This is a genomic window from Hahella sp. CCB-MM4, assembly GCF_002260525.1.
Lineage (GTDB): Bacteria > Pseudomonadota > Gammaproteobacteria > Pseudomonadales > Oleiphilaceae > Hahella.
Genome location: NZ_MRYI01000022.1, coordinates 60,667 through 83,557 on the forward strand (window position 1 = coordinate 60,667; position 22,891 = coordinate 83,557).

Genomic DNA, 22,891 nt, shown 5'->3' on the forward strand with positions numbered 1-22,891 from the left:
CCTTTTGAACTACAGATCGGCCAGCAAAGCGGCAGTTGTTATCGATTTTTCGGACGGGACATTCTGAACTGCTTGTGTGCTTTCAGTAGCTGGAGGCTGCTGCATTTCTTTCTGTACTTTCTCCTTCTGTGCCTTCCGGTCCTTTGGTGCTGACGGCCAGAGTTCCCTGGTGGTAAAAGGATAGGTTGGCAGAGGTACCCTGTGACATTGCTCATTGCCATACAGAGCCGACCATTGGGGCAAATGCCCACTCAAGTAGTGGTTTACAAATCCTTCAATTTTCCCTGCATGATCAGCCTTCTCCAGTTCTGACGGTAAAGTGCGGGTTTGTTGTGGCTTGGCACTTGTTTCCGTGGCTCCAGTCCGACCGTCATTGATCATCAGAAGAAGCGTTTCTTTGAGTTCATCCAGACTGCTGACGACCAAAACCCGTCGGAGTGCAAAGTGACTACGACCAATTTGCAGCGTGTAGGCAATATCCTCCAGGTTGGTTTCTACCGAGCTTTGTTCAAGCCAATGAAACAGATCTTTCATTTTTTGCATTAGAGCGGTTTCGTTTCTGGCTGAGAGGGGAATAATCTGCGCCCTTCCCTGTCTGGATTTTGATTGCCTTTTGGAAGGGGCCTCTTCAACAACCACATGAGAGTTGGTTCCGCTAAAACCGAATGAGCTGATAGCTGCCCGGCGCTTTTGGTCGTTATTAGCCGGCCAGTCCTTCAGGGTCTTGTTGATATAAAACGGACTGTCATCAAGATTGAGGTGCTCGTTTTCTTCTTCGGCATTCAGAGACGGTGGGATTTGCTGATGAGCGAAGCTTAACAGTACCTTGATAAGACTCGTAATCCCGGCCGCCATTGTCGTATGTCCGACATTGCCTTTGACAGATCCAATCGCACAGAAGTGACGGCGCGAGGTAAATTCGGCAAATGCTTTGCGCAAAGCGTTGATTTCGACGGGGTCACCTAGTGCAGTGCCGGTACCATGCGCCTCTACCAGGGATATGGTGTCTGGATCGATCCCTGATTTGTTGTAAACATCAATTTCCAACTGCCTTTGGGCGTTTACGCTTGGCGCCGTAATGCCATTGGTTGCTCCATCCTGATTTACTCCGCTTCCTTTGATGACACCATAGATGTGGTCGTTATCAGCGATTGCCTGAGTCAGTCGTTTAAGCAACACAACTCCGACGCCTTCGCTGACCACAATGCCATCAGCTCCGGCGCCAAATGGCCTGCACTTTCCTGTCGGCGAGAGCATGTTCGACTGGCTTCCCTGAATATGCATTCGAGGTGAGTACATCATATATACACCGCCAGCCAGCGCCATATCGCAGTCGCCGTTGAGAATGCTCTGACACCCTGAATGGACTGCCACCAATGAAGAGGAGCACGCAGTATCAATCGCCAGGCAGGGACCTTTAAGGTTGAGATGATATGCCATTCTTGCCGCCAGTATAGAGGGAGCCAGGCCGGTAAAGGCGTGAGAAGTACGATCCAGTGATGCCGATGTAAGCACCTCGTCGTAATCACTGAAAGTTGCACCTACATAGATTCCGCAACGGGAGCCTGCCAAATCCGTGTCACTGTACCCTGCATCCTCGAAAGTTTTATAGGCTTCCTGCAAGAACAGCCTCTGCTGAGGGTCCATGATTTCACCTTCCAAGGGCGAAACATTGAAGAACTGGTGGTCGAATTGGCCGGGGCTATTTATAAATCCGCCCCATTTGCTATAGCTCCTACCATCTGCGTTCGTGTCTGAGCTAAAGGTTTCCCGATAGTCCCATCGACTAAAAGGAATTTCGGTGATACTGGCTGTGCCGGAGGCAAGATTGCCCCAGAACTCTTCTATGTTGTTCGCTCCGGGGAACCGGCCTGACATCCCAATAATGGCAATATCATTAGAGTCTTGTTTCGGAGCTTGGAACGGGTCGATGGATTGTTCCGGGGATGCCGCTTTACCCGTCGGTCTCAGCCTGACCCTAGAGGCCTTCGGAGTCTCATCAATCAGTATAGTGTCCCCTTTCTTTCGTTTTCCCCGTAACCGAATAGTGCCGGTGTTGGAGCTTGCTCTCACCGCCACAAATTCTGTGGCTGTGCTTTCTCTATTTAATGTCTCGCTCTTGTATTCAACAGGCTTTTCTACTGCAGCAGCTTCAACTTTTACCGGGGGCTCTACATCGATTTCAATAGGTGCGGGCGGCACGACATCAAGGACGTGCTGGGCTAACTTGGATATGCTTGGATAGTCATAGAGAGACGTTACCTCCAGAGTTGCATTTAGATGTTTATTCAAATCCCGGATAATTTCGACTCCGGAAATTGAGTCAACGCCCAGACTGGAGAAGTTCTCTTCAAGATCTTCCTGGCTGATGTTTTCATGCAATATCCGACTGACGATTGCCCTGATCTGTTCGATAAATCCATGGAGGTCGCCGGACCTGCTACCAGCTTTAGGTTCTGCAATCAGATTTTTCTGGTCGACCGTTTCTTTCGAATTGTTGCGTTCTTTCGGGGAAACTGAATGCAAAAGATGTTCTGCCAGCTTATCTAGCGTTGGGTAGTCATATAACGCTGTGACCTCCAACTGAGTCTGCAACGTTTTATTGATATCGCGAATGATTTCAACTCCGTTGATGGAGTCCATTCCCAAAGCATGGAAATTCTCGTACAGGTCATCGTCATTTATCTGTACCTGAATAATACGCTCAAGTATTTCTCCAAGTTGTTTGCTCAGCTGATCTTTGTCTCCCCCAAAAGAAACTGACAGATAATCTTCCGCCGGTTGCGGGTGATGGGACCGCACGTCAGAGTGGTCCTCTCTATATGAAAGCTCTTTATATGACGACTCCTTATTGGAGGTTATAATAGGCGAAGTTGACACTTGAGTTGAGACTCTTAACGGTTGCTGTACTCTCCCCTGGTTAAACTTTTTCAGGCTTTCGAAGTGAGCCTGAAGGCGGGCTTTTACCTCTGGCTGTGAGAAAGTCTGTCGATGCATCTCTAGCTCAAGGGCAATGACGTCCGGGAGTTGAGCGTTAATTTCCCTGGTTAAGCCTTTCTTCAGTGTCTCCAGAGTCAACTGTGGTTTGTCGGCAATCTGAGTGGCGATCGCGATTGCCTCAGGCAATACTTTCTCTGTAGAAAAGTACAGCAGCTCGGGAGCCATGGACCTTAACTCTTCCCCCCGATAGCTGTTTGCCGTGTACATCATCCTGGCGGACAGATTCTCACCGAATCGCCTTTTCAGGATAAGTGTCGCTCCCATTCCAGGTGTGAAACCATATTTTGTGAAGTTGGCACTATAGACCCCCTGCTCGGCCAGAATCACGATATCGCCATACAAACCGAATGCCAGCCCTCCGCCGGAGGCGTGCCCCTGAATGGCTGAAATCACCGGCACTTTACAGTCGAGCAGGCCTCGATAGACAAATGGATTGTCTGCAAAAGTGCCTTTATTCTCTGACAGATCGTTGAGCATTTCCGCAGTGCCGCCCATACAAAACACATTATCGTAACCTGTCAGTACAACCACTTTGACATTGTTGCTTTGGTTTATTTGCTGAAATATGTGGCGTAATCCAGCCAATAGTTTATCGGTTAACATATTGCGATTGACTCGATCATGCATTTTCACCAAGGCAATACCGAGAGCGTTGATTTCTACCGAAACCTCTGCGCTTTGATTATCGAACATCGGCTTTGTTGCGGTACTATTTTCCGGAGCCGGAGCCGGAGCCGGAGCCGGAGCCGTAGAGGGGATCGCAGAAGCTTCTATACGTCCTTCCGATCGTGTTGCGGGCAGCTGATCATACCAGTGACGCTTACGCTCAAATGGATACGTCGGTAACGAAATCGTGCAAGCTCCCCCGGTTTCGTACCAATGCTCCCAGGCAGTGGAATCGTGACCTTGTTCAAAGCAAGCGGCCAACCATTGAAGACGTACAAGCCCCCCTTCATCGTCCGTCTCTGTGTTTTCAACTAACAGCCGCAGTTGTTCCTCCATCATGGCTTGCACATTCTCACCCTGTTGAGCTCCTTTCAGTGCGACGTCAAAGCTGGAGACTCCATCCGGTGTTATGGCTTTTAATTGACCTGATTCGAGACATTCAGATAGCTTTTGTCTAAGCTCAGGAACGCTATTAACAACCATTCCCAAGCGTTTTTTGAAGTGCTGTCTTCCAACCATCAATGTATAAGCAATATCGATCAGCCTGTTTTGATCACCGTTATCTTCCAACCATTGGTGGAGATTCCTGATAGCGGTCATTAATCCAGTGTCTGTTCGGGCAGACAGAGATATCATCTGTGGTTTATTGACCAAAGGACTGTCTGCCGGCGATCGGCTCGGTGCTTCATCAATCACCACATGTGCATTGGTTCCACTAAATCCGAAACTGCTGATGGCAGCCCTCCTGACAGCATTGTTCTGCGGATGCCAGGGGGCCAGTGTGGTATTGACGTAGAAAGGTGTTGAGTCAAAATCGATTTCGGGATTGGCGCGCACAAAGTTCAGGGAAGGCGGCAAGGCTTTATGCTTCAATGACATCAATACCTTGAGCACACCTGCAATTCCTGCGGCGGTTACTGTATGACCAATATTGGTTTTGACTGAGCCAATCGGACACATCCCCGACTCGCCTTGTGCCCCATAGCTTTGGCTTAACGCATCGATTTCTATGGGATCGCCGAGCTTGGTTCCGGTGCCGTGGGTTTCAACATAGTTTATAGAACCAGGGAGAATGCCGAATCGCTGGTACAGTCCCTTTTGCAGTTCGGCTTGTGACTTTACGCTAGGGGCTGTTATGCCATTGGTTCTTCCGTCCTGGTTGGTCGCGGAACCTTTGATCACACCATGGATGTTGTCTCTGTCTGCGATGGCCTGGTCCAGCGGCTTCAACATGATCACCCCGACCCCTTCACCAGGGGTAAACCCATCAGCCCGGGCATCGAACGCGTAGCTACCACCGGTCGGAGATAGCATGCCAGCTTTGCTGGCATAGATGAAAAAGTCTGGTAGCGTACGGATAAATACGCCACCGGCTAAAGCATAATCACTTTCACCACTCCAGATACTCTGGCAGGCGAGGTGGACGGCTACCAGGGATGATGAGCAGGCGGTGTCCACTGCCAGGCAAGGGCCTTTGAGGTCCAACAGATATGCGACCCTGGAAGCAAGGATCGCATTCTCATTTCCCATAAATGCCTGGGCTGCATGGCTTACATTTGCCTGATGCATTTGGGTCTGATAATCACCATTCCCTACCCCGGCAAATACCCCACAACGGCGATTACCGATGCGATGACTGGCATAGCCTGCGTCTTCCATGGCTTCCCAGGCCTGCTCAAGGAACAAGCGTTGTTGAGGATCGGTCAGTTTGGCTTCCTTTCCGGATATATTGAAAAATCGCTCGTCGAACTGATCTATCTTGTCGAGAAAAGCCCCCCACCGGCTATAGCTTCTGTTTTCAATACTGTGGTCAGCATCAAAGAATTCTTCGATGCTCCAACGATCAGGGGGAACTTCCCCGATCTTTCCGGTTCCGGAGGCAAGCATGTCCCAGAACTCATTGACATTATCAGCGCCGGGAAAGCGGCCAGACATACCTATTACGGCAATATCCCGGGATTGCTGAGAAACGACGGACGTTCCTCCTGTATCCCTTGAAGTCTCTTGAAAAATGGGTAGATCAACCTGATCGGCGACATATGGTGCAAGCGCTTTAATTGAGGGATAGTCGAACATCCTGTTGGGTTTAAGCTTGATCGATAGCGCTTTATTGATTGCCTCAACCAACTTGACGAGAGTAATAGAATCAACTCCCAACTCGGAAAAGGATTTATCCAGATCATCAGCCGTCAGCTTTCGCTGCAGCACCCGCTCAAAACAAGCTTTCAGGTGGTATTCAGCCTCTTCGGACCTGTCTTGAACGCTTTCTATATCCTGGCTGTTCCCTTCTTTGGAGGTTTGTCGTGCCAGCTCCTTTAATTTTAGTGCAGCTTGTTGCGGGTCGAGTTTCTTTGTCTTTACCAGGTTCAGTACGTCCTGTGCACTCATGCGATTGCCAGTCATTGCTCACTTCCTTTTCTTTTTATTCCGTAATTTAAGTCAAACGACTTAATCAATAACCAATGTATCGAGTTGGGATAACGCATCCTCTAGAGACAGCTCATCGTTACCCAGCTCGGTCAGAAGGCGAATCAATTGAGAATCTTCTGCAACAGACTCAGGTGCTGAGACCTCTTCCGCGAATCGACTTTCTGCTGCAATATATTCAGGGAGGCTAGCTTCCGTAAAAGGGTCGTCCTGTTCAAAATTTTTTCCTGGCCAGTATTCCTTTCCGTTAAATGGATAACCGGGCAACGCGATTTTTTCGGGCGCATCCGCAGGATAAAGTTTGTTCCAGTCCATGACGGCACCCTCCAGCCAACGGGTTGCAAGCTCTAAAAGCTGTCTTTCTCCCAAAAACATGGTGGTATCCTGGCGGACCCAATCACTCTTAACCATCACTTCGCTGTTGTGGCCGCTGGCATAAGCAGATAGTTCTTTCTCCAGCTGATCTACCGACGAGACGATCACTGCAAGCCTCTCCGGCATCTGCTGACGGTTCACCTGTAAGGTGTAAGCCAGGCTATCCAACCGAAATTTCCGTTCATTGTGCCTTGCAGAATGGATATAAGTGACCAGATTTTTCGCCTGTTGCCTAAGCTGCACCGGGCCTCTGGCTGAGAGGACAATCAAGTGCTGAGGCCGCTCTTGGTATCTGGTTCTTGATATTGCCTCATACTGTTCCAATACAAGGTGTGCATTACTACCATTGAATCCAAATGCGCTGATTGCAGCTCTTCTGGGACAGCCGGGCTTGGTTTCCCATTCCCTTAGCTCTTGATTAACCGAAAATGGACTTCCGGCGAAGTCGATAAGACTGTTCGCTTCGCTGAAATGTATAGTGGGAGGGAGCTGCCGGTGCTCCATTGCCAATAATATCTTGATGAAGCTGGCCATGCCGGCAGCGATAGCCGCATGTCCAATATTGCTTTTTACAGAGCCGATTGAGCAGCTACCGGGTGGCAGGTCACCAAAAGCAGAAATCAGAGCTTCAACTTCCAGGGAATCTCCAAATCGGGTACCTGCACCATGGGTTTCCACGTATCCGATTGTGGCGGGGTCAATGTTGTGTCTGGCATAGACAGCGTTCAGCAAGTTGGCCTGGGCCTTGGCGTTCGGCGCGGTTATCCCGTTGGAGCGACCATTCTGATTTAATCCGCTGCCCTGGATAACGGCAATAATTCTGTCGCCGTCTGCGATCGCCTGCGACTTTCGCTTCAGTACAACGGCACCGACACCTTCGCCGGGGACAAAGCCATCCGCACTATTGTCGAATGGGCGACATCTTCCTTGCTTTGACAATAGCCCGGCAGCATCACACTTTTCATAAAACTCACCAGTATGGGAAAGGAATACTCCTCCGGCCAGCGACATATCGCATTGGCCGTTACGAATGCTCTGACAGGCAAGATGAATTGCCGCCAACGAAGACGCACAGGCTGCATCTATTGCCAGACAGGGACCCGAAAGATTCAGGTGGTAAGCAATGCGTGACGGTGCGACTGACGTTTCGTTCCCCCAAAAAGAAGCGGCTGACATCGGTTCCGTTCCGGCTTTCAGAAGATCGTCATAATCCCCCCCCGTTATTCCTACGAACACTCCACAGGAAAGAGCCTCTTCAGCAGTCTTGGCATATCCGGCCTGTTCCAGTGCCAGGTAGGACTGTTGCAGGAAAAGTCTCTGTTGTGGGTCTGTCTGCAGCGCATCCTGAGGAGACATATTAAAAAACTCTGCATCGAAAACAGCAGCGTTATCGATAATTCCACCATTCCTGGCGGGAGGAGACGCAAGACTACCTTCTCGCCAATGCTTAATCTCTCTTACCGAATCCACTCCTTGCGCTAGATTCCTCCAGAACTGCTCAGCATCCCGGGCTCCCGGAAACTGGCAGGCAAAGCCTATAACCGCGACTTCATCGTCGCCGGATACCCCTGAAAGTCCGGTTGTATCGCTGAATTCTGCTAAAGGCCGAGCTAGTATCGGCTGACAGCGGACAACCGCCTTGCCAATGTTTTCCCGGTTTTCAAGATAGCGATAGGCCTGTTTAATCTTTTCGAAATCAAACACCTGGCTAACGGTAGGGGTAATCCTGCTTTCCCTCAGATATTGCGACATTTCATCCAGGTATCCGGGGATTGCTGTTGAGCCCCTAAGCAGCATTTTCCGAAGATCGATGCTATGAAACGACTGGTTATCGTTCATCTTCGACAAGTCTATGGAAGTCGCCCCCCTGAGACCGGTCATGGCAATTTCGACATAACGGCCACCGTATGCCAGGCAGTTAATACCCTTTTGTATGGCATCTCCGGCGAGGGTGTTAATGACGATATCGACGCCCTTTCCAGCGGTCATTTCCATAACCTGTTCAGCAAAATCTGTTTCACGGTAGTTAATCACCCGTGAGACTCCCATTTTTTTGAGATAGTCGAGTTTGGCGACCGATCCGGCTGTGGCATATACCTCAAGACCTGCCTGCAACGCGAGCTGTACGGCAATTAAGCCGGTGCCCCCTGTCGCTGTCTGAATAAGGATTTTCTCTCCTGGATGCATCATCACGGATTTAAATATGTGATGAATGGTCAAAAAGACCACAGGAAAAGCGCAGGCTTCCTCGAAGGACACCTCTTCCGGCTTGGAGACCACAAGTGAAGCCGGGCTGTTAACCAAGTGCGCATGCCCACCTAATTCACTTCCGGTTAAAGCGATGACTGCATCCCCAATACTTACATTGGAAACATTTTCGCCAATCTTACGGACTACTCCCGCGACTTCGAAACCTGGTGTGAAAGGGTATTCCGGCATCGTAGGATATAGCCCCCTCACGCACAGCAAATCGCCGAAATTCAATGAGAATGCTCTGACTTCTACCTGAACCTCCTCCGGCCCGGGTTCGCCTATAGACAGAGGAGCCAGTGAGATGTTGGCGATATTCCCCGGTCGGGTGATCAGCACTCTACTGTTACCATTAACCGGCAGGATTGTCTCCTCAAGATTTGTCTCATTAATGACCGATGTCGATACCTTATTAGCGACGGAAGATTCAATGGGGGCGGATTGACGGCCAGGTTGCAGCGTACTCAGTGGACTGGATGGATTAGGCGGCTTGGTTGGCTTTTGAGGTGTTATTTCCTCCGTGGACAACAGGTGTCCGGCTAGTCTCCGGATGTCTGGATAGTCAAATATCGCGGTAGTCTTGAGGCTTACCCCAAACTCATCGTTTACCCGGTTCACCAATTCCACACCAGTAATAGAATCTACGCCATAGTCAGCAAACCCTTTATCTTCCGATACGTCCTGTGTCGACATCTCCATGGCGGATGCGACCAGTGCCTTGAGTTTCTGAACTATTTCATGCGAATCTGAAGTCGAAGGTACCTGCTCCCCTATTACGTCTCCCTCAGAGGAGGCAAAATCCGCAATGTTCTCGGTCACCAGATAATGTGCCAGCCCACGGATGTTGGGGTAATCGAAAATAACAGTGGTCTTCAGGTTGATGCCAAAGGCATCATTTATCTGATTGACCAATTCAACGCCGATAATCGAATCGACACCATAGTCCGCAAAACCCTTATCATCCGAGAGGTCATCTTCTTTCAACTCCAGCACGGCGGCTGTAAGCTGCTTCAACCGTGTAGCCACATCGCTGATGCCAGTGCTAGCATCTCCGGCATATGTAGTTTTTGAATAATCACGGGGTGTATGTGATGAGGCTTGGAATATTGGTCGCCCACTGATTGTGATGCTCGAGTTTTCAGCAATGATGACATTTTGGCCAAAGTCCTCGCCGCTCGAGGGCAGTGGTTGCACGACAACTGAGTCTTTGAAGCCCGCCAACTCCAATTGATGTCGCCAGCCGGCGCTACTCAATAGTGGTGAACCAGGTATCCTCGCCTGCTTGTCGTCAAACAGCCACCAGCCGGGCAAAAGTCCGAAAGTCATGGTATATGGACTTTGTGCTGCGGTCAGTTCATTCAATATCAACCAGCCGTCACTCAGCAGTAATGACTTGATATGCACAAGTGAACGGCCAATATTACGAGTGGCATGAATCACATTCGTAGCCAATATCAAGTCCAGGGTTCCAGGCTCTATGCCCTGTCCGTCTATCGGTTGATCGACATTAAACAGGGAGAATTCGACAAAGGAATATTGATCCCCAAAAGTCTTGCGACCATGTTTAGTGAACGCCAACGAAATATCGGTGTAGAAATACTGAATATGCTCGCTAAAGGGCGCAATGGCCTCCAGCACTGACCGGCTTGTACCACCTGTGCCGGCGCCTATTTCCAGAATTCTGATTTTCGGCCCACTGTCCCGACTATCTAGCCTGCCCTTCAAATAACGAACAACGGATGCTGCGACCAGTTGATTACAATGATCAGCCTGCTGGTTTCCGTTATAGATTCCTTCGACCAGGTGAAGAGAGGCGTTGGGGAACATCACATTGCTTGCCGCTACCCTGCCGGTTAATATTTCCGGGTATTGTGAAAGACAATGCTTGAGCAGTTTAACGTGCGGAATCAGGTCTGGGTAGCTCGTCAGCAGCTTGTCCAGGGCGCTGACTTCAGTCTTCTGAAGATTACTGTCGGCCACTAAAGCCGAGGTTGTGAAACCCGCTGATGTCCTTTCCAGATAACCGCCCTGAACAAGAATGTTCAGTAATTCGCCAAACAGCTGCCCATGATCAGAACTTAGTTCAAGTCTCTGTGTTAATTCGACCATCGACCATGTCTGTTCAGCCACCTGGAATACCCCCATTGACTGAAATACACTCAACAATACCGGAGGCAACGCAGAAATAAGGGCCTTGTCCTGGAGGGTCTGACGCTGCACAAATAATGTATCCGCCCTGGTTGTCAAAAGGTCCGGCGAAAGTACACGCAGCAATGATTGCTCGTCCGAAATGGAGTCTGGCTCCGGAGGTGAAGCACTGGACACTGTCCCCAAACCAGTTATCAGCGGACTTAAGAACTTCTCGGTTGCATTGATCGCCACAACCTGGCTGTGTGCACAGGCCAGAACTCTCGATATAGCTCGAATTCCATCCGGTGTACTGATGGAGAGTATACCCTGAGCAGCCAGCCGATCACGATAAGCCTGGGTGGATACGATTCCCACCTCGCCCCAGTATCCCCAATTGATAACCTTGACGGGATAAGGCTCCAGATCGTTAAGATAGTTACTGTAAGCATCTTTAAAGGCGCACCCGGCAGCATAATTACTCTGCCCTGCATTGCCCCAGAATGACTGGGCGGACGAAAAAATCAGCATGAAATCCAGCTGATGGGCGACCAGCGCCTGGTGAAGTATTCCCAACCCTTTTACCTTAGGATCCAGGGCCGAAAGTAGCTGTTCTTCGTCCATGCTAACCACAGACCTGTCCTGCAGGACGATAGCTGAGTGTACTGCGCCGTTGATGTTCCCAAAATGACCAGCCGCTTTTGCCACAGCTGCTTTCATGCTGTATTCGTCACATGCATCTGCCTGTAGATACAGGACCTCAGCACCCAGTTTTTCTAATTCGGCGACGGCTTCCTGTTTCTCCCCAGACAAGGGGGAGCGTCCTATCAATATCAGTCGTGCGGAAAAGTGTTGCGCCAGGTATCGGCTGAAAGCCAGTCCTATACCGCCAAGCCCTCCAAGGATCAAATATACTCCACGGTGTTTGTACTGGTGCATCTCACCGGAATCGCCAGGAAGTGGTGAGGGAATCAGATGTTGCTCGAACTTTGTTCCCTGGCGAAATGCTACAAGCTTTCCTGAGTAAGCGTTGTCTTCTTTAACCTGGCGAGCAATGCCTTCTGTACTGCCAGCATCAAGATCAGTGTCGATGATGCTGAGTCGCCATCTTGGAAATTCTCGACTCAGGCTACGGGCAAATCCATGGCAACTCGCGCCATAAGGATTCGAACTGAATTCTTCCGCCACTTTTATGGAATTGCCGGTAATCACTTTCAGAGAAAGTGGCACCTGCGAGTGATGCCGCCCCAGGAATCCAGCGACTCTATACAGCATGCGTACACCAAAACGCTGGCTTAGTTCAATTTTTTCTATTTCATTCAAGGTATCTTTCGGGCTGTTCCAGCATCCTCCCAGAAAATAGATCATCTCCGGGCTGTCGATTTCGCTTAACAGCAGTTCCAGGGAAACTGGATCGTTGACTCCCAGTAACCAGGTATTTTCATCTAAACGACTCGACTGATCAGACAGTTGTATCCTGGACACTCTATCGTCTTGATGCTGTCGAGCTATCGATTCTGCCAGGCCTGCAGCATTCTCCGGATAGATAAGCCATACATTTTGATGAGAGGTCGTTTGTATTCCTCTATCAGCCGGTTCCGAATGATGAGCTGCGGGTCTCCAATGTGGGGAATAGAAAAACTTCGACAGTTTGTCTTTGGATTTCCGTAAGCAAATATCAGTGATGCGTACACACAATTGACCGGCTTGATCAAGCAGGAAGGCGGTATACTGGCCGCTACCATCTTCCCTGACATAGCCGATACAACTTGAATTCAGGGATTTGAACTGCTTGATACCGCCAATAGAAAATGGCAACAGGGGGCCTTTCTGTTGGTCCTGCATGCCGGCAATCATCTGGAGAGCGCCATCCAGCAATGACGGAGACAGTTGATAATCCCCGGAATGGCCTTCTGCATCTTCGGGTACCGTCAGCACGGCCAGGGCTTCTTGATCAGAAGATGCAAGACTCTCAATGGTGGAGAATAGCGGACCGTATTCCAACCCGTTTGAGGCAAACTGCGGATATAGAAGACTTGGATCTATAACATTCGATAGTCTCCGGCGGATTTCTTCGATATCGAAATGGGAAATGTCTTGCTCAGAGACGATATTGGCCTGAAGCCTACCTTGGCTATGTAATATTTTTTTCTCACTCTCGAAGGTATAAAACTGGAAAGTACCCTCATTGCCGGTAAAGTCCAGCGCTATGTGCACCAAAGGATTGCTGTCAGTCACAACCAGTGGACGCAGCCATACCATCTGGGAAATACGATACTTAGACGTCACCTCCAGCTTGGCTAATGCTTCAGCAACCATTTCAACCTGCGCGGTACCTGCCAGCATGAAGTCTCCACCCACACGGTGATCCCGAATCAGAGGCAAGTTTATTGTCAGGAGCTTGTCGAACACGACCCCATGATCCATGCTTTGGGTAGGGTTCATGTTATCCAATAGAGGGAAACGTCCCCCCCTGGCGTTTCCGGCTTGCGGTAGTGACTGGCTGATCCAATAGCGGTCACGCGCGAACGGGTATAACGGTAGGGAGGTTTTCGCATATTGCTTCCCTTGGTGTAGATCACCCCATTCAACAAACTCACCTTTGATCCATTTCTGTGCGATTTCCCATAAGACTGTTTCTTGAGAGGGGCGATTGCGCTTGGAAACTGGTGTTGTTGTCTCTCCAATTTGTCCCGCCAGATAATTCCCGGAATCCTGCAGTGTTCGATTCAGAAAGTCGTTGAGTCCGGTCAACAATTGATCCACGTTTTCTGCCACAACTGCCAGGCGGCGATCTAGCTCAGGACGCCCGGTCTGAAGGTTATATGCCAGTTGGGCGAACTTTTGCGGAGACGAGAATGCCCCGGCATTGGCTGTGATAAAATCACAAATATTCCTGACGTATTCATTAAGCTGTGCTTCCCTCAACGCCGAGATGACAAATAATTGTGTCGTTGGCTGAACCACCTGGGTTTCGAGCTGAATATCATCCCTCGGGGTGTATTCTTCGATTATCAGATGGGCATTGGCTCCACCGGCACCAAACGAGCTGATGGCGGCTCTTCTCGGGTAGGGCGAATATGGAGAAAAGGGAGAATATGGAGCGTGCTCACCATTTTGAATCCCATCGGCTATATGCCAGGGCTCTAGAGTCTGCTGAGGTTTAAACCGGGTTTTCTGCCAGTCAATATTGCCGTTGAGTTCTGATGAGTGCAGAGAAGGAACGATTTTTTTGTGCTTTAGCTGCAACAGCACTTTTGTCAGTGCGGCCATCCCGGCAGCTGATTCCAGATGACCAATGTTGGATTTTACCGACCCGATTGGCACTGACTTTTCCTGTTGATGAGCGACGCCCTGCTCTTGCCGGGTGAATGCTCTTTCCAACCCATTAATTTCAATGGGATCGCCCAGAGCCGTTCCGGTTCCATGAGCTTCCACATAACTGATTGAAGAGGCCGGCACGCCCGCCTTTTCCAATGCAGCAGAGATCAGCTGTCCCTGAGCGACAGGATTCGGTACTGTAAAGCCATTAGTCTTTCCGCCATGATTGACTGCACTGCCTTTGATAACCGCGTGTATATGGTCCCGGTCTTCAATCGCTTTTTTCAGGGGCTTCAACAACACTGCCCCTACACCTTCTCCCGGTACATAACCGTCACCTCCGGTGCCAAAGCTCCGGCAGCGACCATCACTGGAAATAAATCTGTCTTTGGTCAATAGCTGATATTTCCAGGGATGAAGAGACAGATTTACGCCTCCGGCCAGGGCGATGTCGCAATCCCCCATGGCAATACTGTTACAGGCAAGATGAATGGCACTGAGCGAGGACGAGCACATGCTGTCCAGCGTCATGCTAGGACCATTGAAGTTATAGTGATAAGACACGCGATTCGCGATGGCGGCAAAAAAAGCTCCGCCTCGCTGGGATTTTTCATTCTCAAACAATTGATAGTGACTGTACATCGCCCCGACATACACCCCTACTACCTGTTCATTCAGGCTCTGCTTCGTATAGCCGCTGTCCTGGAGCGTATGCTCTGCTATCTGCAGAAACAGACGTTCCTGCGGGTCTATAAGACGTGCTTCCTTGGGAGAAATATTAAAAAAGAGCGGATCAAAGCAATCCACATCATCGATAAATCCTCCCCATTTACAAATACTACCCTGTTGTTGCTCGCTGGGGTTTTCATAGTCACGCCAGTCCCAGCGCTGTCGGGGGACTTCGATTATGGAATCCCGGCCATTACACAAGTTGTCCCAAAACTGATCTAAATTCTCAGCATCCGGATAGCGACCGCTAACGCCGATAATGGCTATGTCAGTGAGGTCAGACTGATCTGGAGTCAGGCCTGATTCGTCGATATTTACACTGACTTGGGATACATCATTGTTGATTTCAAGATGACTGACGTTTTCTGGACTGGAGTGGCTTCCCAAGAGCTTTTCCAGTGCCTGACCATGATTTTGTGTGATGTACCCCGCCAGTTCCTGCAGGGAGCGGTATTCAAAAAACAACGTCTTTGACATTGGCCCAAGATCAGACTCAAGCTGACGGTTCAAGTCCGTGATCATGATCGAATCGATTCCGTATTCGTCAAAACCGGCATTAACCCTGATGCGATCCAAGGGCAGCTTGGTCACATCGGCAAGCTGTTTCTTCAGGTACTCCAGTGCGGCACTTTCTGAGATTTGGCTGGACTTCATCGATTCACTTTCCTTGTTTTTGTCAGGACTGCTATCAGCGTATTCATTTGAGCTACTGGGCGGGTGAGAGATCTCTAATGACTCATGATCCAAGCTCTTACTAAAAGCCTTATGCAGTTTGTGTTCGCGGGCATTAAATAGCAGGTAGTGTCCGGGCTCATTGGCTAACATTTCGCCGAAAGCGAATAGCCCTTGAGAGGTTGCCAGGGGGGGCATGCCCAACCAGTCATCAAGATAAGCAAGAACATTGGGGGCTACCTGCATCCCACCTTCTGCCCATAGAGGCCAACCTATTGAATAGGTTCTCCCCTGCCGCTGATCCTTTTGCCTTAGCTCTTCCCTGTATGCACAGAAGTGATCCATGAAACTGTTCGCAAAGGCGTAATCCGTTTGCCCTGTATTCCCAAGTACGCCTACAAAAGAAGAAAAGCAGATAAAAAATTCAAGCGGATCCCGCCTTGTATGGAAGTCCAGCCATTGTGTGCCGGCGACTTTGGGGGCAAGCACCTGTTCTGAATGATCACGGGTTTTGTTTATGAGAAAGGCATCCCGGTTCAATCCCGCAGCATGCACTACCCCTTTGATATCGCCATATTTTTGTCGAATCTGATGTAAGGTTTCACGAACTGAGTCATGATCGGAGATATCGCAACAAAAATATGCGATTTTGACGCCTTGATCCTGAAGCTCATCAAACAGACGGCCTTTCTCTCCTTTTAACGGGGAACGCCCAAGCAAGACAACCGGTCCTTGAAAACGACCTGAGAAATACTTTGCGAATACCTGTCCCAACCCTCCCAGCCCACCGGTTACGATAATGACGCCATAAGTGGAAAACACTAGCCCGCCTACGTTGGCATCGGAAGCAGACAATGGAGATGAGAGATTATTCTCATTAGCTTCGTTGACCGAGTGCAAGTAGCTTACTTCTCTCAGATCGTGACGATACCTTACTTCAAAATCCCATTCTTCGCCGCCACCTAGCTCCGTCGATAGCCATTGAGTCACCCTCTCGACTCCCGCTTCATTCGGTGCGGCTACCGCAACCGTTTTTAACAACTGTCTTGGGTTTTCATTGTGCAGAGCGCGGGCAAATCCGCTGAGGGAGGAAAAATAGCACGACTCCAGAGACGTACTTTGCTCATATAAAAAAAGCGTCTTGCAGGCTGCTTCTGCTGGGTGAGCCAGTCGGCTTTTAAACCACAACATTACCGGATAAAAGCTTTTGTCCAATCCGGAAACTATCGTCTCTTCATTAGCTCCTTCATCAACAGACTTTGGTGAAGATGGAGAAATTGACGGGCTGAATATGGTCAGGTCAGGCAATAGCCCTGTATTTTTTAGCTCATCAACCAAGCGGATGACATGAGACTCATTGCTGAAATCGAGGGTAAAGCGATCGTCAGTTACTCGGGAATATTCCTCTCCTGGAACCGCCATCACATGACGCTTCATTCTGCTGCCCAAATCTGTCACGGCATCATGTAAAGACTCAGCTGCATCCTGCTGCATAAACGTCAATAACACCTGGCTACCAAGTTTACCCACCTTTTCCGAAACCATACTCTGATCACGCCATAGCACTTGATGGAGCCCTGCTAAGGTGGCTGAAGGCAGCTGATCCTTTGAGGATTCTTTCAGGCATATGGTGAGGCTTTTAAGACTTGCCAGAATTTGTCCGCGTCTATCGGAGATGTCGACGTCGAACTGTTTTAACCTGCTATTAAGAGCGTTTCCTGATATGTGCCTGACATGAACCAGACATTCAGCTGTTAACGGCCTATAGAGTGCAAATTCCTCTACCTGATACGGGAGATATTGATCGTTTGAACGCTGACCTTCAATTAGAAGACAGGTTTGCAACGCACCATCAATCAGCGCTGGAGGAAGACCCATTGCGGGATTGATACTGAATTGGAGATCTTCAGGTAAATTAAGTTGCGCCAAGCCCTCCCCATCACCTATTTTCAGGTGATCTATGGGACGAAGCTTTTCACCATAGGAAAACCCTTTGTTTTTTAGCCGCTGATAGCAATCACTGAATGTGAGATGCTGAGAACAGCGCCTGCGGATTGTATCCAGGCCAAGCACTTCAAGATCTTTCTTGGGAGACTTGCGGAACTCTATCTTTCCCTCAGCGAACCGACCTGCCCCATTAGAGAATATAAAGCCCAGTGGAGTGGATAAGTCACCGTTAATGTTCAGGTAGAGAATTTGCTGATCATTTTCGGCGACAAACGGTTTGAGCCACCTGACTCCACGAAGGGACATCTCGCCGACACCAGACATGATCATTGCCTGTCGAACAATAATGCTGACGTAAGCCGCTGCCGGAAGCACTTTCCTGCCCGATACCACATGATCCTTCAGGTAATATTCGGCTCCGCTAAATTGCAGTTTATATTGCCGTGCTTGATCTTTGTCGGTGCCGATAAACTGAAGCGGCCAGTGCCTGGCTGATGAGGTTTCAGGGTCAATTCTATTTGTGCGACTTTCAGGCTGACGGACATTATTACTGTCTGCCGTAAACCAATAGGAAGAACGATCGAATTGATATTTAGGAATATCTACGAAATTCCCACTGCCACTCAGGAGAGCCCGCCAATTAATATCGACACCAGAGTGATAGAGCTCCGCTACCAGGCTGTACAGTTGCCTGATTTCATTATCGATCCGTTCTGACTGGCTTTGGTCTGTCGAATTGTTGAGCGAGCGCAGGTCATGAAGGCGCGGCATAACGCCCAAAGAAAGACCATGCGTATAGGTGGATGTCGACCAATTCCTTATTGGATTGCTCAGTGACAGCCACTGCCCTGCTGAGCTGGCAAGGTTCTCCCAAAATGTGGGTTCTTGGGCGGAATCGGCAGTATTTAACTCGATCTGGGGCTTATTGAATGAGACCTTATGCAATACCTTGAGATAAGAACAGTCCTCCGATAGCAGCTCATTATGGTCAAGCATTTCGCCCAACTCGCAGACCAGGTCAAGTGTATCCTCCAGGCTGATAACGCCCGCAGCGTTCGCCGCTGCGAACCATCCTAAGCCTTCCGCCTGAGTACCTTGGGGAATAACTCCCAGTTCTTTAAACAAGGCAAACTGTGCCAACTGGATACTGCACCAAGCCGGTAGTCGATAAGAGTAATCCGACATCGGCAATTGATTCTCACCCCATAACGCCTGCGTCAATGGAACTTCAAACCAATCTTTAAGATATTGAGCACACTGGTCCAGACATTGTTTGAACTCAGACTGGTTGTCGTAAAGATTTTTTCCCGGAAACGATGTTGAACTGTGCGTAGGGACCGATTCAAAAAAGCATTGGAGTTGTATGCTCGAATCCGGGGACTTAATCGAATCAGCAGGTCTCAGTTTTGAAGTCAGGTCTTCACGGGAATTTCCATGAAAACAACGCCGAAACTCAAAATCAGCCCTGTTGACGGCCGCACTGAAACAAATATCAGCAAGGTCCATAGACCTGCTCTCTTCTCTTGTGAGGAATGCCTGATATTCTTGTATTAACCGATTCAGGCTTTTTGGGGTCCTGGCTGACAGTTTAAGCAGATAGCCACCCGCTGGTCGGTTAACATTATCCTGTTGTTTCCCCGGTTGTTTCCGCTTCGCCCTGGGGGCTTCTTCCACAATCACGTGTACGTTAGTACCGCTAAAACCGAATGAACTGATGCCTGCTATCAGTTTCGTTTCCTGCCATGGGCTAGCATTTTTACCCAAAATAGTGAGCCCGGTCAGAGACGTAATCTGTTCATTTCGGGTGTGATAATGGATCTGAGGGGGAAGCTCACGGTGCTGAATTGCCATGACGACTTTGATTAATCCCGCGAGTCCGGCAACCGCTTCCGTATGGCCTATATTGGCTTTGACCGAGCCAATGAGCATATTTTTGTCTCGGGGGGAGTTTTTGGTCTCGCCGTATACGTCGTTCAGCGCCTCGATTTCAATGGGATCGCCCAGTCGTGTGCCGGTACCATGCATTTCTACATAGGAAACCTGATGGGGCTCTATCCCGGCCGCAGTCAAAGCAGAGTGAATGACCTGTCTCTGTGCAAGGCCATTTGGCGAGGTCAGCCCATTGCTTCTACCGTCCTGATTAACGGCGCTACCCCGAATCACTGCCAGGATATTGTCCCCATCCTTTTGGGCCTGGGATAACCTTTTCAGCACAATGACGGCGCATCCTTCACTACGTACGTAGCCATTTGCTTGATGGTCGAATACCTTGCAGCGACCATCCTTGGCCAACATTCCCGCGCCGGCGAAAGCGTTTGTCAGCTCGGGGGACAAGATAAGGTTGACACCACTGACCAACGCAGCCTCACACTCATCATTTTTCAAACTTTGACAGGCTAAATGGAGCGCTGTCATGGATGAAGAGCAAGCTGTATCCACAGATAGTGTCGGCCCCATAAAACCGAACGTATAGGCGATCCGCCCTGCAGCTGTTGAGGAGGAGTTCCCGGTCGCGTAATAAATCCCGCCTCCGGAGTTCTCAGAATAGCGATTTTGCAGTAACTCATAGTCGTGAGTGAAGATGCCTGTAAACACTCCAATGGGGCGTTTTTTAAGGTCTTCAGGATCTATGCCGGCATCTTCCAGTGCCAGCCATGACTGCTCCAGTAGCAAGCGTTGCTGAGGGTCTAGATACTCAGCTTCCCTGGGCGTTACCTGAAAGAAAGCCCCATCAAACAGATCTACCTGATCAAGGAAGCCGCCATGGAGGTTTGTCAGTGAGTTTTTGGTCAAATATTGTCTTGCGATCCCGTCAGGTACTTGTCCAATGGCGTCTCCACCTTCTGAAAGCAGTTGCCATAGCTGTTGGGGACTATCGACCTGTCCAGGAAAGCGACAAGACATCCCAATGATCGCGATGGGCTCAGCTTCAGGCTTTACATCTTTTTTGACTGAACTTTCAGATGGAGACTTGGACCGGGCGAGATTCTCTACAATTTCTTCTACCGAACCATGTTTGAAGAAAAAAGTCGGTGGAATGTTGCTTCCTATCGCTTTGTTGATACGGTTTCGCAGCTGCATCAACGCCATGGAGTCTATCCCCATGTCTTTCAATGGCCTGGAATGCGCATAGCCAGTGCCTTGCTGATTTCCCGTTAGATCCAATACCTCCGACTTGATTATTTCGGATAATGCCGCTGCATCCAGGTTCACAGTGCCTGTAACCAGCTGACGATTATCCTTCCTGCCCAATGCCAGTAAATCGTATTCGATTAGGACACCGGTCCCCAGGTTTTGTTTGTCTTGAGGTCTGAACCCCTTCACTAATCCTCGAACCTGTGCTCCATGTCCTCGATGGAAAGTTACTAAAGGGTCGACAGCGTCGCCCTCAGACATTACATATTGTTCCAGTTGTGCTTCGTTAGTTCCCGTAAATGCGGTACATCGGGTAACAGCACACACTTTAGCGATCCTGTCATCAGACATGGAGATTAACAGTGCTCCCGAAAGAAGCTTGTCACCGATCCCCATTTCCCGATATTGGGGGAGTACGTTTAACGCAATCAATTGAGTGATCGGTGCGCCGTCGCGATGAATCCTATATGCATTGATGTAGTCTCCCTGATGGACGTCATCAGGTGACTGTATTCTTTGTGAGTACACCACTCCCGCGATTTTGCTGTCGATCGTTAACAGCCAGTTTCCTTCACGGCAGTATGAAAGCCTCTGCAACAGGTTATGCCGCGTAACCTGTAAGTGATCAGTCCAACATAACTGTTCCAGCTGATAGAGTTCGTCCAGGTCTTCCAATGTGGCCAGACGAACCGCGTAAGGCGCATGGCGGAAATGGCAGACGGCCTGGGTGGTCAGGCGGCTGTCTTCCGGGTAACCTCGCCAGATCTCTCTATCGCAGAACATTTGCCGTTGCGCAGCAGTAACAAGAAGATCCCAGGCGGATATTGAATGCTGGCGATCTATCGCAACGAGAGTATTCATCCGACTTAAAACAGACTGCTGTTTGATGTGCTGTAGCGAAGGGCTATCGTGACTCTGTTTGACCGAAAAGGAAGCTATACAAATAACGCCATGATGTCCCCCGACCGCTTTCCATTGCTCTACCCGTCCTGCGTGGTTAAAACCTATACGGCTATACCCAGGCAGGTGATCGATGAACAGAATCTCGTCTTCCTTGTACAGCTTTCTCGATTCAAGTTCCTGCTTTATGCTGAATAAATCAGCCTTTCCAGGTTGCAACAGAAGATGGTCGACACCCTGCTGCGTAAGCAGAGATCCGGCTCTTTCAAGATCTTTCGCGTTATTGTTAACTCCAACCAATAACGGCAGGCTTTCAGATTTGGAACCGTTCTCTTTCAGAAAACTTGAAATCCAGGCTAACATCGAGCCGTCGCCACAGTAGCAGTCAACTATGACCTTGGGTCCTGAGCCCTCCTCGTCCTCTTGAGTTACTTTCAGTGCTTCACCCAGCGCCTGCAGAGCATGTTCTGTATTGAAGCTCGGGTTCTGGTGGTTTCCGGGGAAGACCGGCAAATGGTCTGGGGGCTTGATCTGGCTACTGTCATTCTGTAAAAACTCGTCGAGTAAGAGGTATTGGCCTGCAAGCCCGATTTCCTCGTCTCCAGCGGCCATCTGTTGATATAGATCGATGCCCGTATCAGTCATGACCAGATTATTTCCATCTGGTTTTGCCCAACCCACTTTAAGGATTAATCTTTCCAATAAATCTTTTTGCCCAGAGTGAGTCAATCCGATAGAGATGTGATGTATGCCGTCATTCAAAACCTGAACCCAATGCCGGCTAACGTAACAAAACAAAGGAAGCAAGAGCGCTGCATGACTATAGGCATCACCTTCCGATGGCTTGTCGTCAAGTTCTGTCAAAACACGGGAAACAAAGGAAATCACCACGTCCGTATCTTCAGACTCACGTTGGGCAGCTGAAAGTGCGGAATCAAAGTCAATACGATAAAGTGTCAGCCACTGCTCAAGTTGGGCCATTCTCTCAGGACTGATGTGAAGGGTAAGGCAGTTATTTTGATCTGTTCCCAGACATCCCTGTGATATCAGAAAGTCAGTAAGTTGGATAAAGCGGATGAGATCAAGTCCCAGCTCAGCAGCAAGCCTGGGAGCCGTATATTTGGCTGGAGATAGGAGGAGTTCAACAACCCGCAGACGACGCAGAACGGCCACCACGGGGACAAACCCATAACCAACAACGTATTCAGACATCTTGTGTTTCATTCTTATAGTTCCCTGTCCCTGAATAACACATTTGCTTAAATTGTTTTTATAGCGCCGAGAAAAATTCGGCTATAAGCAGGCGGGCCAACCTGAGCTTCCAATAATCCTGGCCCGCACT

The 22,891-nt window shown here is 49.5% G+C and carries 2 protein-coding genes; both read right to left on the reverse strand.

Features of this window, described 5'->3' with window-relative positions:
- Positions 1-9 precede the first annotated feature (9 nt).
- On the reverse strand, positions 10-6,069 hold the full coding sequence (locus BTA51_RS26105; protein ID WP_094712023.1) for a beta-ketoacyl synthase N-terminal-like domain-containing protein: 6,060 nt from the start codon (positions 6,067-6,069) through the stop codon (positions 10-12).
- Positions 6,070-6,114: 45 nt separating this feature from the next.
- Positions 6,115-22,761: an SDR family NAD(P)-dependent oxidoreductase gene (locus BTA51_RS26110; RefSeq protein WP_168188293.1), complete on the reverse strand. Its 16,647-nt coding sequence runs from the start codon at positions 22,759-22,761 to the stop codon at positions 6,115-6,117.
- Positions 22,762-22,891 lie beyond the last annotated feature (130 nt).